Source organism: Micromonospora sp. NPDC005686, assembly GCF_042871665.1.
Lineage (GTDB): Bacteria > Actinomycetota > Actinomycetes > Mycobacteriales > Micromonosporaceae > Micromonospora.
Genome location: NZ_JBIAIY010000010.1, coordinates 61,763 through 77,925, shown reverse-complemented (window position 1 = coordinate 77,925; position 16,163 = coordinate 61,763). Strand labels below are relative to the sequence as shown.

7 protein-coding genes are annotated in these 16,163 nt (G+C 76.1%); 2 read left to right on the top strand and 5 right to left on the bottom strand.

What is annotated here, in order from left to right:
- Window positions 1–7: 7 nt before the first annotated feature.
- The 5 genes from ACFYON_RS22510 to ACFYON_RS22490 all read right to left on the bottom strand — a co-directional run bounded on the left by ACFYON_RS22510 (window position 8) and on the right by ACFYON_RS22490 (window position 13,103).
- Window positions 8–3,511: an amino acid adenylation domain-containing protein gene (locus ACFYON_RS22510; RefSeq protein ID WP_354873609.1), complete on the bottom strand. Its 3,504-nt coding sequence runs from the start codon at window positions 3,509–3,511 to the stop codon at window positions 8–10.
- Entirely contained in the window at window positions 3,508–5,814 is a 2,307-nt protein-coding gene (locus ACFYON_RS22505; protein ID WP_354873611.1) for a lantibiotic dehydratase, read from the bottom strand. Before ACFYON_RS22505 ends, ACFYON_RS22510 begins: the two co-directional genes overlap by 4 nt.
- Window positions 5,811–8,921 (bottom strand): thioesterase domain-containing protein, encoded by a 3,111-nt coding sequence (locus ACFYON_RS22500; RefSeq protein WP_354873613.1) that lies wholly within the window; start codon window positions 8,919–8,921, stop codon window positions 5,811–5,813. The genes ACFYON_RS22505 and ACFYON_RS22500 overlap by 4 nt, the downstream gene beginning before the upstream one ends.
- A complete protein-coding gene (locus ACFYON_RS22495) occupies window positions 8,918–12,379 on the bottom strand; it encodes an AMP-binding protein (protein ID WP_354873615.1) in 3,462 nt (1,153 codons plus the stop codon). The genes ACFYON_RS22500 and ACFYON_RS22495 overlap by 4 nt, the downstream gene beginning before the upstream one ends.
- 331 nt (window positions 12,380–12,710) lie before the next feature.
- Window positions 12,711–13,103 carry a DUF2267 domain-containing protein gene (locus ACFYON_RS22490; protein WP_354873617.1) on the bottom strand — a complete coding sequence of 131 codons (393 nt, stop codon included), beginning with the start codon at window positions 13,101–13,103 and terminating at the stop codon, window positions 12,711–12,713.
- Window positions 13,104–13,247: 144 nt separating this feature from the next.
- Here ACFYON_RS22490 and ACFYON_RS22485 point away from each other — a divergent pair, with 144 nt between their 5' ends.
- Together ACFYON_RS22485 and ACFYON_RS22480 are read left to right on the top strand one after the other, a co-directional pair.
- A complete protein-coding gene (locus ACFYON_RS22485; protein ID WP_354873619.1) occupies window positions 13,248–15,362 on the top strand; it encodes a molybdopterin-dependent oxidoreductase in 2,115 nt (704 codons plus the stop codon).
- Window positions 15,363–15,456: 94 nt separating this feature from the next.
- Window positions 15,457–16,161 (top strand): CBS domain-containing protein, encoded by a 705-nt coding sequence (locus ACFYON_RS22480; protein ID WP_354873621.1) that lies wholly within the window; start codon window positions 15,457–15,459, stop codon window positions 16,159–16,161.
- Window positions 16,162–16,163 lie beyond the last annotated feature (2 nt).

Below are 16,163 nucleotides of genomic sequence, written 5' to 3'. Positions count from 1 at the left end.
GATCGCGTCACTGGTGAGGTCGGCGTGGTGGCGGGGTACGGCGGGCGCGGCCCCGCCGGGCGGCGGCGCGCATGGCGGCGCGGGCCAGTTCCGGCCGGTCGGCGGCCCCGTCGAGGCTGGCGGCGAGCGCCCGCACGGTCGGGTGGCGGAACAGGTCGAGCATGGTGATCGAGCGGCCGGTGGCCTCGGTGAGGCGGGCGTACACGGCGGCCAGGGCCAGGGAGTGGCCGCCGATGTCGAAGAAGTTGTCGCTCACGCCCACCGCGTCGCGGCCGAGCACGTCCCGCCAGATCCCGGCGATCAGCTCCTCGGTTCCGGTGAGCGCGTCCGGGCCGACGGGCAGCGGCGCGCGGGCCGGTTCGGCAGTGGCGACAGTCATCGCGCCGAGCGCCGCGACCCGCACCGCCGGGCGGGGCAGTTCGGGCGCCACCTCGGCGGCCGGCACGTCCGGGTCGGCGGCGAGCGCACCGACCAGGGCGGCCAGGTCGGCCAGGAGCGCGGTGACCCGCTCGCCCTCGAACAGGTCCGGGTTGTGCACCACCTCGACGCCGGCCCGCCCGTCGCGCTCCACCACGTAGACGGTCAGGTCGAACGGCGACCCGGGCTTGGGCACCGGCAGCGGCTCCACCGCCAGGCCGGTCAGCGTCAGCCGGGGGGCGACGAAGTTGAGCACGTTGAACAGCACCTGCACCAGCGGGGCGCGGGAGGTGTCCCGGCCCACGCGGAGCGCCTCGACGATGCGTTCCAGCGGCGCGCCCGGGTGGGCGGTGACCTCGTGCAGCTCGGCGGCGGCCCGGTCGACCTGCTCGGCGAAGCTCGCGCCGCCGGAGCGGACCCGCACCGGCACGGTGTCGATGAAGAATCCGATCACCTCGTCGAACGCGGCCAGCCGCCGGTCGGCGACGATCGCGCCGAGGACGTGCTCGTCGCCGCCGGTGACCCGGCGCAGCAGTTCACCGAACGCGGCCAGCAGCACCGCCGCGACTGTGGTGCCGCGCCGGGCGGCCAGGTCGCGTACCGCCCGGTCGGTGGTCTCGTCGAGCCGCACCGCGGCCTCCGCACCGGCGTACGTCTGCACGGCCGGACGGGGACGGTCGCGGGGCAGGTCCAGCACCGTGGGCGCGCCGGCCAGGTGGGCGGTCCACCAGGCCAGGTCGGTCTCGCTCCGGCGCCGGTCCCGGTCGGCCCGCCACACCGCGTAGTCGGCATACGTGGCGGGCAGTGGCGGGCGGCCCGGCACCGACCGGCCGAGCGCGCGGGCGTACGCGAGGGCCAGCTCGTCGTAGAGCAGCGCCTCGGACCAGCCGTCGAAGACCGCGTGGTGCACCGTCACCGCGAGCACGTGCTCCTCGGCGGCGAGCCGGTACACGGTCACCTGCCAGGGAGGGCCGGTGGCCAGGTCGAACGCGTGCCCGGCGCCGGCCGCGAGCATGCCGACCAGGTCGGTGTCCGGGTCGGCGACGCCGGTCAGGTCGATCACCGGCACCGCCACGTCGGTGGGCTCCTCGCGGACCGCGTACGGCACGCCGCCGTTCTGCGGGATCCGCCAGCGCAGCACGTCGTGCCGTTCGGCCACGGCCCGCAGCGCGGCGCCGAGCGCGGGGACGTCCAGCGGTCCACGCAGCCGGTGCGCGACGGCGATGTTGTAGGGCGCGCTGGACGGGGCGAGCTGGTCCATGAACCACAGCCGTCGCTGCGGCGGGGACAGCGTCGGCGGGTTGCCGGTGGTCAGCCCGTCGGCGTCGGCCGCGTCGGCGGCGCGGACCCGGTCCACGAGCGCGGCGAACGTGCGGTCGGCGAACAGCACCCGCGTGTCGATCTGCCGGCCCAGTTCCGCTCGCAGCGCCGCGACCAGCCGCATCGCGGCGATCGAGTTGCCGCCGGCGGCGAGGAAGTCGCTGTCCGGGGCGGGCGCGGCGCCGAGGAGCCGGGTCCAGACGCGCCGGACCGCCGCCGTCACCGGGTCGCCGTCGGCGGGCACGTCGTCCACCGTGGCCGGGGCGGCCGTGGCCAGCTCGCGCAACGCCGGCCGGTCCAGCTTGCCGGTGGTCGGGCTGACCGGCAGCGCGTCCAGCCGCACCGTCCGGGCGGGCAGCATCGCGGTGGTCAGCCGGGTCTGCGCGTACGCCCGCAGCTCGTCGTCGCCGGGCGCGCCGGCCGGGGTGAGAAACGCGACCAGCTCGGCGCCGGCCGGGCCGGGCACCGCCTCCACAGCTACCCGCTCGACGCCCGGGCAGGCGGCCAGCACCGCTTCGATCTCGCCCAGCTCGATGCGCTGGCCGCGCACCTTGACCTGCCGGTCCGCGCGGCCGAGGTAGACGATCCGGCCGTCCGGGCCCTGCCGGACCAGGTCGCCGGTGCGGTAGAGCCGCTGCCCGGGGGCGTCGCCGTACGGGTCGGGCACGAACCGCTCGGCGGTCAGGCCGGGCCGGTTGAGGTAGCCGTCGGCCACGCCGGGCCCGCCGATCAGCAGCTCACCTGTCTCCCCCGGCGGCACCGGACGCAGGTCGGCGTCGACCACGTACGCCCGGTGGTTGGGCAGCGGCCGGCCGATCGGCATCGGATCGGTGTCGGCCGGGGTGAGGTCGCAGGTGACCGCAAGCACTGTCGTCTCGGTCGGGCCGTAGCCGTTGAGGAACCGCCGGCCGGGCGCCCAGCGGGCGACCAGGTCGGCCGGGACCGCCTCGCCGCCGCAGAGCAGCACCCGCCACGACGGGAACCCGGCCGGGTCCAGCAGCGACAGCACGGTCGGGGTGATGAAGCCCCAGGTCACCTCGTGCTCGGCGACGAACCGGGCCAGCCGGACCGGGTCGGCCCGGTCGTCGGCGCCCAGCAGCTGCACCGCGCCGCCGAGCGTGAGCGGCACGAACAGGTCCATGGTGGCCGCGTCGAAGCCGAGCGAGGCGATGCCGAGGCTGCGCACCGAGGCGTCGGCGCCGGTGAGGGCGCTCACCCCGGTGACGAACTCGACCGCGTTGCGGTGAGTGGTCAGCACGCCCTTCGGGCGGCCGGTGGAGCCGGAGGTGAACAGCACGTACGCCGGGTCGCCGGGGCGGGCCGGGCAGGGCGCGAGCGGGGCCGGGCCGGGCAGGCCGAGCGCCGTCACGCCGGGCTCGTCGCCGAACTCGGCCGCCGCCGCGTCACCGACCACCACCCGCACCCCGGCGTCGCGGGCGATCCCGCGTAGCCGCGCCCGAGGGCCGCCCGGCTCCAGCGGCACGTACGCGGCGCCGGCGAGCAGCACGCCGACCGCGGTGACCACCAGGTCGGGGGTACGGGCGCCGCACACGCCGACCCGGTCGCCCCGGCCCACGCCGTGCTCCCGCAGCGCGGCGGCCACCCCGGCGGCCCGGTCGACGAGCTGCCGGTAGGTGAGCCGGGTGTCCCACTGGCGCACGGCCACCGCGTCCGGGGTGCGGACCGCCTGTGCGGTGATCAGGTCGGCCAGGGTGGCGTCCGGCCACGGCAGATCCGGGCCGTGGACGGCGCTGACGGTCAGGGTGTCGGTCACCGGAGTGCTCCAAGGTGCTCGGCCGAATCGGTGATCTGGAGGCGCAGTTCGCTGACGTAGCCGCGGCCCCGGGCGTCGGGCACCCAGGCGTCGGTGGGTGCGGGCAGAAGTTCGGAGACCACCACCGGCACGTCCGGCCCGGTACGCAGCGCGGCGTCGACCATCGCGCAGAGCGACTGCGCGTACAGCGGGCCGGTCAGGTCCACGTAGCAGGGTTTGATCTCGGTGCCGACCTTGACGAAGACCCGCTCGGGCAGGCCCGTCTCGGCCCGCCAGCGGCGCACCGCCAGGTAGCGGGCGGTCTCGTCGGGGTGGCCGCCCAGCCCGCACGCCCCGGCCGTGGTGCGCCAGGTACGCCGGGCCACGACCAGCCGGTCGATGGTGATGCGGGGCGTGTACGCGGCGGCGCCGAGCAGCTTGAACGCGTCCAGCAGCAGCGAGCCGAGCAGCGTGGCGAACACCTCCATCAGCGGCCAGCGGGCGCCGTCGGGGAAGACGGCGGTGAGCGTGTCGCCGGTGCGCTCCACGAGCACCGTGGTGGCCGGGACCAGGCGGTCGACGTCGGCGCCGTGCGCGGTGTCGATGCCGAGCTGGCGGTCCGCGGGGCGGGTCAGCGCGTACGTGGTGCGGGTGGTGCGGCGGGGGAAGCTGTCCGGCCAGAGCACCCGCAGCCGGGCCGGGCCCAGGTCGGCGTCGAGGTCGGCGCGCAGCGCGGCCGGGTCCGGGTGGAACGGGCTGAGCACCGCGCTGTCGAACGCGACCGAGGCCGGGTGCAGTTCGCCGAGCACCAGCAGGAAGTCGCCCCGCTCGACGGCCTCCGGCGATGCGGCGCTGAGCTGCACGTCCGGGTTGTGCAGCCGGGCCGACGGCCAGCCGGGCCGCGTCGCCGGGAACAGCTCCCGGGCCCGCTCGGTCAGTTCGGCGGCGCGCAGCCGCAGTTCCGCCTGCCCCTCGGGCAGGTCGGCCAGGCCGAACAGCTCGGCCCAGCGTGCGGTGAGCGTGGCGCCGGCCCGGCCGATCGGGCCGTCCGGGGCGACGAGCGTGCCCTGGGCCAGCAGCCACAGGTCGGCCAGCCGCACCGGTTCGCCGTCGGCGGCCAGTTCCTCGTGCAGCTCGGTGAAGAGGTCGCCGCAGCGCGCGGCCACCTCGGTGGTGAACCACCGGGCGGTACGCAGCACCACCGCCATCGGCTCGGCGAGCGCGTCGATGACCGCCGACCCGATCCGGAACTCCAGGTCGCGGGCGGTCTCCTCGTAGCAGATGGTGCGGCCGGCGTACATCTGTCCGCTGTGCCGGGTGGCCGGGCGGCCGGTGACGGCGGTGAACCCGGCGTTGAGCGCGGCGAGCGCGGCGCCGAGCCGGTCCGGGTCGCCGGCCGCGGCGGCCACCTCGTCGCGGGCGGCGCAGAGCCGGCCGAACTCGGCCGCCGTCGCGGCGCGGACCGGCTCGTCTCCGATCGCGGCGATCCGCGCGGCGAGCACCCGTTCGGCGTCCGGCGCGATCGGCAGGTTGGCGCCCCAGTTGACCTGGCCGCGCTCGACCCAGCGGTCCAGCAGCAGATAGACGTCGTCGGCGCTGTGCACCTCGCCGGCGTCGCACAGCCGCTCCGCCAGCTCCACCGCGGGCGTGCGCCCGTCACAGGCGCCGAGCACCAGCGCCTCGACCGGGGTGAGCGCGATCGGCGGGTGCAGCGGCCAGCGCAGTTCCCGGCCGGTGACGGTCAGGTGCGGTTGCAGGGCCGGCGCCCACCAGCGGCGCACCGCGAGGTCGTCGGCGAGCCGGTCGGCGTACGCGATGAGCGCCCAGGCCTCGAAGTAGACCCGCCGCCGGTGTACCAGCGCGTCACCGGGCCCGGCGTGCACGCCGGGCCGGGTGGTGTCGAACGTGCCCCAGCAGACCGGGCCGAAGAAGCCGATGGTCTCGGCCTTGCCGCAGTAGCGCTGCCAGTAGCGCAGCAGGCTCAGCTCGCGCTTGCGCCGGCGGACGTTGCGGACCTGCGGGTCGGTCCGCAGCAGCCCGTCCAGCGCGATGAGCATGTCCGGGTTCTGCCAGGTCACCGCCTCGCGCAGCAGCGGGTCGGCGGCCAGCTCGCCGGCCACCGCCGAGGAGTCGGCGAACGCCTCGGCCAGCGCCTTGTCGAACACCTCGGTGTCGGTGTCGCCGGCGAGCAGCGCGTCCGCGGCGGCGGCGCAGTCCGGCGCGGCGAACCGGTCCAGCCCGGCGGCCGGGAAACCGGCGGTACGCAGGACAACGTCCCGCCACACCGACCAGCCGGTGTCGCCCAGGGGCAGCAGGTGGCTCACCGGCGGTCCTCCCGCCGGGCGTCGGTGATGTGCAGGCGCAGCTCGCTGAAGTAGCGGCGGCCCTGCCCGTCGGGTACCCACGCCTGATCCGGTGCGGGCAGCATCTCGCTGACAGTGAACGACACGTCGTCGCCGCCGTCGACCCGGGCGGCGCGCACCATCGCGCAGAGCATGACCGCGAACCCGGGCGCGGACAGGTCCACGAAGCACGGCTTGGTCTCGGTGCCGAGCTTGACGTACACCTGCTCGGGCAGGCCGAGGCGGCGGCGCCAGTCCCGGACGGCGAGGAACCGGTCCCGCTCGCCGGTGGCGGTGGCCAGGCCGCTCTCGCCGACAGTGGTGCGCCACGTCTGCCGGGCCAGCACCAGCCGGTCCACCGTGATCCGGGGCGTGTACGGCGCGGCGGCGACCAGCTTGAAGCCGTCGACGGCGTGCGCGCTGAGCGGCTGGGCGAAGACCTCGACGAGCGGCCAGCGCTGCCCGTCCCGGGCGGTGGCGACCAGCTCGCCGTCCACCTCGTCGACGACCAGGTCGACGGTGGGCAGCACGCTGGCCGGGTCGGCGCCCGGGGCGTCGAGGAACGCCAGGTGCCGGTCGGTCGGGCCGGCCAGCGACTCGGCGGTCCGGCTGGTCCGCCGGGGCCAGTCGGCCGGGAACAGCAGCCGGACCCGCCGCTGACCGAGGTCCGCGGCGAGCGCGTCGCGCAGCCGTTCCACGTCCGGGTGCGCCGGGGTGAACACGGCGCAGTCGAAGGACGACCAGGCGGCGTGCAGCTCACCGAGCACCACCGTGTAGTCGCCGCGCCGCAGCGCGTCCGCGTCGGTGGCGCAGATCTGCAGGTCGGGGCTGTGCATGGCGGCGTTGGACCACTCCGGGCCGTCGCCGGGGAACACCGCGTCGACGCGGTCGGCGAGGTCGGCCGCGCGCCGCCGTACGTCGGTGGTGCCGGCGGGCAGCGCGTCCAGGCCGAACAGCCCGGCCCAGCGGGCCGCGAAGTCCGCCGCGACGGCGTCGACCGGCCGTTCCCCGTCGCCCCAGAACATGCCCTGGGCCAGGAACCACAGGTCGGCCAGCGGCACCGGGGCGCCGGACTCGGCGCGCAGCTCCTCGTACAGGCCGCGCAGCACGTCCAGGTAGGCGCGGGCGAGCGCGTTGACCAGCCAGCGGGCGGCGCGCAGCAGCACGTCCAGCGGGGCGGCCAGCTCGGCCAGCAGCGACGCGCCGAACACCACGTCCAGGTCCCGGGCGCTGTCCTCGTAGCAGACCGTCCGCCCGGCGTACATCTGTCCGGCCCGGCGTACCGCCGGAACGCCGGTCAGCTCGGTGAACGTGGCGTCCAGGGCGTCCAGGGCGGCGCGCAGCCGGTCCGCCTCACCTGCCGCGGCGGCCACCACGTCGCGGGCGGCGCGCAGCCGGTCGAACCCGGCACGGGCGGCGGCGCGGGCCGGCTCGTCGCCGATCGTGTCGATCCGCTCGGCGAGCACCCGCTCGGCGTCCGGGCTCACCGGCAGGCCGGCGTCCCAGGTGATCAGTTCCCGCTCGACCAGCCGGTCGAGCAGCGCGTAGCCGTCCTCGGGGCGGCGCAGCCCGATCGCCGGGTCGGCGACCAGGTCGGCGGCGGGGCGCCGGCCGTCGGCGGCGCGCAGCAGCGCCGCCTCGACCGGGGTCAGCGTCAGCGGCGGGCGGCCGGGCCGCAGCACGTCCCGGTCCCGGACGGCCAGGTGGGCCCGGAGCATCGGCGGCCACCACCGGCGCACCGCCAGGTCCGCGCCGATCCGTTCGGCGTACGCGGCCAGCGCCCACGACTCGAACCACACCCAGCGTCGGCGGGTCAGCCCGTCGCCAGGGTTGACCCGGGCAACCTCCGGCTGCGCGGGATCGACAGTGACCCAGCAACTCGGGCCGAAGAAGCCGACCGTCTCGTTCTTGCCGCAGTAGCGCTGCCAGTACTTCAGCACCGCCCGTTCCCGGTCGCGGCGGCGCACGTTGCGGGCCGCGTCGGCGCCGCCGCGCACCAGCCCGTCGAACGCGACGAGCGCGCCCCGGTTCTGCCAGGTGACCGCCTCGCGCAGCAGCGGGTCGGCGGCCAGCTCGAGGAGGCGCTGCGCCCCGGCGCGCAGCGCCTCCTCGAGCTCCTTGTCGAACTGGTCCTCACCGGCGCCGGTGGCGAGCAGCTCGTCGGCCGCCGCGGCGGCCCGGGGCGCGGTGAGCAGCTCCAGCCCGTCGGCCGGGAACCCGGTGGTACGCAGCACCGCGTCGCGCCACACCGACCAGCCGGTGTTGGCCAGGGGGACCCGGTGCGCGGCGCCGGCGGTCCCGCGACCGGCGGCGCGCACCGGGTCCGAACCCGCGTCCGGCGTGCCGGCGCGGGTGTTCGTGAACGCGGCGGTCAGGTCGGCCCGGATCAGCGCGGCCAGCTCGGGCAGCCGGTCGTGCAGGAAGAAGTGCCCGCCGTCCAGTTCGTGCAGGGTGAACCCGGCGGCGGTGTGCTCGGCCCAGGCCGCGCTCTGCTCCCGGCTGACCGCCCGGTCGGTGCGGCCGGCGAACACGACGACCGGCACCGGCAGCGGCTCGCCCGGCACGTGGCGGTAGCTGTCGACCCGGTCGAAGTCGGCGCGCAGCAGCGGCAGCAGCAGCTCCACCAGCTCGGGGTGGTCGAGCAGTTCGGCGGGGAGGCCGCCGCCGTCGCCGAGGCGGCGCAGCAGCTCCTCGTCGCTCGCCCGGGACAGCCCGTCGAACGGACCGGGCCCGTCGACGTGCGGGGCGCGGGCGCCGCCGACGTAGAGCCGCAGTGGCAGCGGGCGGCCGGTGCGGCGCAGCTCGCGGACCACGTCGAAGCCGAGCCGGCCGCCCATCGAGTGGCCGTAGATCGCGTACGGGCGGTCGGCGCGGGAGGCGATGGCGTCGGCCACGTCGGCGACGTGGAAGCGGGCGTCCTCGGCGATCCGGTTCTCCCGGCCGGGCAGTTGCACAGGCACCACGTCGACACCGGCGCCGAACTCGCCCGCCCAGCGCCGGAACGCGCTGGCGCCCGCTCCGGCGTAGGGCAGGCAGAACAAACGCACCGGCGCCTCGGGTCGGCTTCCGGCGGAGACGAACCAGTTCACCGTGGACCTTTCTGCATGGGGTCGATCCAGTACCGGCGGCGCTGGAACGGGTAGGTGGGCAGTTCGGTGCGACGCACCGTGCCCTCGGGGTGCAGCGCGTGCCAGTCGACGTCGTGCCCGGCGACCCACTCGGCGGCCGTCTCGCGCAGCGGCCCGCCGTCACCGGCGATGCGGGCGCCGGTGTCCAGCAGCAGGTCCAGCGCGGACAGCGCGGACGGCAGGTCGGCGGCGACCACCGCCGCCCGGTGGGCGAACGCCCGCCGGCCGAGCGCCAGCGTGGCGGCCACGTCGGGCAGCGCCGGGGCGGCCCCGGCCAGGTGGGTCCGCAGGCGTTCCAGCGCGGCCCGCAGCGCCGCCGGGGTACGCGCCGACACCGGCAGCAGCCACGGCCCCTCGCCGGGCGCGTCGGCCGGTTCGGCGGGCGGTGGCTGTTCCACCACGACGTGCGCGTTGGTGCCACCCAGGCCGAACGCGCTCACCCCGGCGACCCGGCGCGCGTCGTCCGGCCAGTCCCGCGCCTTGGTGGGCACGTAGAACGGTCCGGCGGCCAGGTCGATCTCCGGGTGCGGGCGGGTGAAGTGCAGGTTCGGCGGGATCACCCCGTGCCGGACGGCCAGCACCGTCTTGATCAGCCCGGCGATGCCGGCGGCCGCGTCGAGGTGACCGATGTTCGTCTTCACCGAGCCGAGCGCCGTGGAGTCGGCGGGCGCGGCGCCCGCGTACACCTCGTGCAGCGCTGCGACCTCGATGGCGTCGCCGAGCGGCGTACCGCTGCCGTGGCCCTCGACGAGGCGGACCTCGCCCGGCGCGACCTCGGCGGTGGCCAGCGCGTTCGCGACGGCGGCGGCCTGACCGGCCGGGCCGGGCACGGCGAAGCCGGCCCGGTCCGGGCCGTCGTTGGTGACCGCCCAGCCGGGCAGGATCGCGTAGATGCGGTCGCCGTCGGCCTGCGCGTCGGCGAGCCGGCGCAACGCCACCACGCCGGCGCCGGAACCGAAGCCGGAGCCGTTGGCGGCCTCGTCGAAGGCGCGGCACCGCCCGTCGGGCGAGGCGAGCCCGCCCGAGCGGTGCCGGGGCCACATCACCGTGGAGCCGCCGGCCAGGGCCAGGTCGCACTGGTAGTCGGCGAGGCTCTGCGCGGCCACGCAGACCGCGACGAGCGAGCTGGAGCAGGCGCTCTGCACGGCCATCGCCGGGCCGGTCAGGCCGAGCCGGTAGGCCACCTGACCGGGCAGGTGGTCGGTGAACTGGCGGCCGACGAGTCGGGCCTCCCAGTCGTCCGGGTCGACGTCGCCGACCACCGCCGGGTTGTCCATCAGGTGGAACAGGAAGTAGCGGTTGGCCGAGGTGGCGGCGTAGACGCCGACCAGGCCGGGGAAGCGTGCCGGGTCGTGCCCGGCGTCCTCCAGCGCCTCCCAGGCGGTCTCCAGGAACAACCGGTGCTGCGGATCGGTCCGGGCCGCCTCGTCGGCGCCGAAGCCGAAGAACTCGGCGTCGAAGTCGGCCACCCCGTCGAGCCGGCCGGTGGCGCGCACGTGCCGGGGGTCGGCGCGCAGGCCGGGGCCGACGCCGAGCCCGGCCAGCTCCTCGTCGGTGTGGTCGTGCACCGAGTCGACGCCGGTGCACAGGTTCCACCAGAAGGTGGCCACGTCGGGAGCGCCGGGGAACCGCCCGGCGACGCCGACCACGGCGATCTCGTCGCCGGTGTACTCGCGGGCGGCGCGGACCGGCGCGGCCGGGGCGGGCAGCACCGGAGCGCGCACCGCCTCGGGCGGGGCGTCCAGCAACGCGGCCTGGGCGGCGACGGTCGGGTGGTCGAACAGGCGCAGCATCGGCAGCCGTACGCCGAACCGCTCGGCGAGGCGCTGCTGCACCTGGCCCAGCAGCAGCGACTGCCCGCCCACGTCGAAGAAGCTGGCGGTGCGGGCGACCGCGTGGCGGCCGAGCACCGCGCACCAGATGTCGTGCACGGCGCGCTCGGTCTCGGTGGCCGGGGCCTCCTGCGCGGGCACCTCGGTCACCGGGTCGGGCAGCGCCCGCTCGTCGACCTTGCCGGTGACGGTGAGCGGGAACTCGTCGACCACCACCACCGCGCGGGGCACCGCGTAGTCGGGCAGCGCGGCGGCCAGCGCCGCACGCAGCGCCACCGGGTCCGGGCGGGCGCCGGCCGGCCGGGCGTACGCGAGCAGTTCGCCGTCGCGGACGACGGCGCGGACGCCTGCCACGCCGGGCTGGGCGGACAGCACGGCCTCGATCTCGGTCAGCTCGACCCGGTGCCCGCGCACCTTGACCTGCCGGTCGAGCCGGCCGAGGCAGACCAGTTCCCCACCGGGCAGCAGCCGGCCCAGGTCACCGGTGCGGTACGACGGCACCCCGTCGGCGCCGACGCCGAACCGGTCGCTGTCCTGGTTGAGGTAGCCGGGTGCGAGGTGGCGGCTGTGGACCACGATCTCGCCGGTGTCCGGGGCGAGGTCCAGCCGGTAGCCGGGGAACGCGGTGCCCACCGGCAGCGGCCCCCGGGCGTCCGGTTCCACCTCGGACAGCCGCTGCACGTGCCGGGCGGCGAACGTCATCTCGGTGGCGCCGTAGCCGTTGACGAGCAGGCAGCCGGGAGCGAACCGGTCCCGGCCGCGGGCCGCGTCGGCCCAGGTGACCTGCTCGCCGCCGAGCAGCACCGCGCGCACCGTGGCCAGCCGGCGCGCGCCGAGCGTGTCGAGCAGGAAGCGGTAGACGGTGGGCGTGCAGTGCAGCACCGTGGCGCGGTGCCGGTCGAGCTGCTCGACGGCGTGCGCGAGCCCTTGGCGGCGCAGGTCGACCGGTACGACGGCGGCGCCGGTGAGCAGCGCCGGGTACAGGTCGGGGATGGCGGCGTCGAAGCTGAACGACGCGAGCAGGCTGAGCCGGTCGTCGGGGCCGACGCCGAGCGCGGCGATCTGGTTGTCGACGACGTGGGCCAGGTTGCGGTGGGTCTGCCCGACCGCCTTGGGCACGCCGGTGGAGCCGGAGGTGAACAGCACGTACGCCGGCGCGTCCGGGTCGGCGGCGACCGGGCGCAGCGGAGCCGGCGGCACCTCGTCCAGCGACACCACCGGGCGGTCACCGGCCAGCGTGGACGCGAGGTCACGGTGCTCGGCGGCGCAGGCCACGGCGGTGACGCCGGCGGCGTCGACCATGTGGCGCAGCCGCGCGACCGGGAAGCCCGGATCCAGCGGCACGTACGCGCACCCGGCGGCGAGGGCGCCGAGCAGCGCCGCCACGGTCGGTGCGCCGTGTGCGGTGAGCAGCGCGATCCGGTCTCCGGCGCGCAGGCCCGCGGCGGCGAACACGGCAGCGTGACCGCCGGCCGCCCCGGCCAGCTCGGTGTAGGTGACCTCGTGGGTCTCACCGAGAAGAGCCGTACGTCCGCCGTGTACCGCCGAGATCGCGCCGAAACGATTGATGATCATCGTCTCTGCCATGTCAGGAAGCGGGTCGCGCTCCACAGACGACAGGCATGCAGCAGCGATCGACGAATGTGACCATTGATCCCCCCCAGGACTTCACATTGAGAGCAGAATATGGCCCACAGCCTCGGCCGGAAGAGGGCCGATCAGGCTTGACCCGAAGGGAGGAAGGCACCCTGGAACGTCGGATGGAGGAATTCGTCCGATCATCCCTCTAGCGCGTAGACGATTTTCAGCGTACGTGACCGCCCACAAAGTATTTTACGGTGAAAATACTTCCTGGCCGTCGAATCTTCGCGGCGGCGGCCTCGATGCCGCGGCTCAACCCGGGTCGCGGGGAGCGTGCTCAGACATCGTACGGCGGTCGTGGGATGGGGTCCACCATGGCGTCGAAGCCCTTCGGGAGCTGCGCCACGAGGTCCTGGAACTCCCCCACCGTCACCGTGTCGCGCAGCGTGGCGAGCACCGCCACGGCCCCCACCTCGGCGACCGCCGGGTCCACCGCCGCGCGTTCGGCCACGCGGTACAGGAAGTCGACGGCGCCGCCGGTGGAGGCGGTGCCGCCGGGTCCCAGATAGCCGCCCACGTCGTCCGGCAGCTGCGCGGCCAGGTCCGTCGCCTCGTCCGCGGTGATCCGGTCGGCGAGGGTCTGCAACACCGCACGGGAGACGGTCGCCGCCTCGTCCGTGCGCAACTCGGCCCGCCGCGCCACCGCCTCGACGAACAGGGGGAACCGCATGCCACCCCTCCCCTCGCCGCCGGCGGGCACCACGCCACCCCGGTCGGCCCGGCGGGTACCCGCCGGCGAACCGGCCAAACACGGCGACCCACCTGGGGGAGAGCCGGAGGGCGGGTGGCCGGTCGCGTCGGTAGCATCCGCCCCATGGCCCCCGTCACGACGCACCCCGGCGCCTGCCCGCTGGACTGCCCGGACACCTGCGTCTGGCAGCTCACGGTCGACGACGGCCGGGCGGTCGCGCTGCGCGGCGACCGGGACCACCCGTTCACCAGGGGCGCGCTCTGCGGCAAGGTGAACCGCTACCTGGACGCGGTGAACGGGCCGGACCGGCTCACCACGCCCTGGGTCCGCACCGGCCCGAAGGGCGCCGGCCGGGTCGCGTACCGGCCGGCGAGCTGGGACGAGGCCGTCGAGCGGGTGGCCGCCGGGCTGCGCGCGAGCATCGAGCGGGACGGCCCGGAGTCGGTGCTGCCCTACTACTTCGCCGGCACCATGGGCCTGGTCCAGGGCTGGACCATGGGCCCCCGCCTCTTCGCCCACCTGGGCGCGTCCCGGCTGGACACCACCATCTGCACGGCGGCGGCGCGGGCGGCGCTGCGCTCGCTCTACGGCGCCTCGGTCGGCTTCGAGCCGGAGTCGATCGTCGAGGCGAAGCTGATCGTGCTCTGGGGCGCCAACCCGCTCGTCACCAACCTGCACCTGTGGCCGTTCGTGCAGCAGGCCCGCGAGCGCGGCGCGTACGTGGTGACCGTCGACCCGCTGCGTACCGAGACGGCGGCCCGCAGCGACGAGCACGTCGCGCCGCTGCCCGGCACCGACGCGGCCCTCGCGCTGGGGCTGATGCGGCACGTCCGCGACGCCGGGGCGGCCGACGAGGCGTGGCTGGCCGCGCACACCACCGGCTGGCCGGAGCTGGCCGCCCGGCTCGACGACTGGCCGGTGGAGCGGGCCGCCGCCGAGTGCGGCCTGCCGGCCGGCACGGTACGCGGCCTCGGCAAGCGCATCGCCACCACCCGGCCGACGGCGGTACGGGTCGGGCTCGGCCTGCAACGGCACCACGGCGCCGGGCAGGCCATCCGGGCCATCTGCGCGCTGCCGCTGGTCACCGGCGACTTCCGGTACCCCGGCGGCGGGGCGCTGGTGACCACCAGCGGTCACCACCCGGTCGACAACGGCCCGGTGATCCGGCCAGCCGGCATGCCCGCCCCGGCGTCCCGGTCGCTGAACATGAGCCGGCTGGCCACCGTGCTCACCGGGGAGGCCGACCCGCCGGTCACCTCACTCGTGGTGTTCGACGCCAACCCGGCGGCGACCGCACCGGACCAGGCCCGGCTGCTCACCGGGCTGGCCCGCGCCGACCTGTTCACAGTGGTGCTGGAACAGCGCTGGACCGACACCTGCGACTACGCCGACGTGGTGCTCCCGGCCACGATGCAGCCCGAGCACCTCGACCTGCAGACGTCCTACGGGCACCACTACACGACGCTGAACCTGCCGGTCACCCGCGCGCCCGGCGAGGCGCTGCCGAACACCGAGATCTTCCGGCGGATCGCCGCCGCGCTCGGCGTCGACCATCCGGCGTTCCGCGACAGCGACGAGGACCTGGCCCGGCAGTTGCTGGCCGGCGCCCCGATCACGTACGAGGAGCTGCGCGAGCGCACGTACGCCCGGCTCACCGGCGTGCCGGTCGGCTCCGCGCCGTACGCCGAGGGCGGCTTCCCCACCGCGGACGGGCGGGCCCGGCTGCACGACCCGGCACTGGCCGCGCTCGCTGTGGACCCGCTGCCCGGCTACACCCCACCGGCCGAGGCGGCGGACCCGGAGCTGGCCCGCCGTTTCCCGCTGACGCTGCTCACCCCGGCCAACCGCTACCTGATGAACTCCACGTTCGCCTCCCTGCCCTGGCACGCCCGCCGCGTCGGCCCACCCCTGGTGCACCTGCACCCGGCCGACGCGACGGCGCGCGGGCTCGCCGACGGCGACGCGGTACGCGTGCACAACGACCGGGGCGCGTTCCTCGCCGCGGTGGCGGTGGACGAGGCGACCCGGCCGGGCCTGGCGTTCACCTACAAGGCGTACTGGGCGCGGCGCAGCCCCGGCCGGTCGACCGTCAACGCGGTGACCGGCGTCCGGGACACCGACCTGGGCGCGGCGCCGACGTTCCACGACTGCCGGGTGCAGGTCGAGCCGGTGCCGGCCGAGCTGCTGACCGCCGAGCCGCCCCTCGACGGGGCCGCCGAACCCGTCCCGGCTGGGTGATTCGGGACCTCCGGCCCCCTGACCTGGTCTTTGCGCCCCTGCTCCGGCCCGTGGCCGCCGCCTAGCGTCGGAGGCGGACACAGGGAGGTTCGCCATGCGCACGTGGCAGGTACAGGACGTGATGACCAGGAACGTGGCGTCGGTACGGGAGGGCACGGAGTACCGCGAGATCGTCGACGTGCTGACCGACCGGCACGTCACGGCGACGCCGGTGGTGGACGAGTCCGGCCGGGTGCTCGGTGTGGTGTCCGAGGCGGACCTGATGTACAAGGTGGAGTTCCTGGGCCAGCCCCGGGAGCGGCGGATCCTGCCGGACCGGCACCGCCGCGAGGCGCGGGCGAAGGCCGACGCGACGCTCGCCGCCGACCTGATGACCGCTCCGCCGGTCACCATCACCCCGGATGCGACGCTGGTCGAGGCGGCCCGGCTGATGGACGCGCGCGGCGTGAAGCGGCTGCCGGTGGTGAACGACCTCGGCCGCCTGGTCGGCATCGTCACCCGTGGCGACCTGCTCAAGGTGCATCTGCGCCCGGACGCCGGCATCCGCCGCGACGTGGTCGAGGAGGTGCTGTGGCGCAGCCTCGGCGTCCGCGACGGCGTGGTGGACGTGACGGTGGAGCGGGGCGTGGTGACGCTCACCGGCCAGGTGGAGCGCCGCTCCACCGCGCAGCTCGCGGTGCGGCTGGCCCGGCAGGTCAGCGGCGTGGTCGAGGTGGTCGACGCGCTCGGCTACGCGGTCGACGACGCGCCGATGGCGGGGTTGCGGATCGGCGGCAGCACCCCGGCCGGCATCGCCTGAGC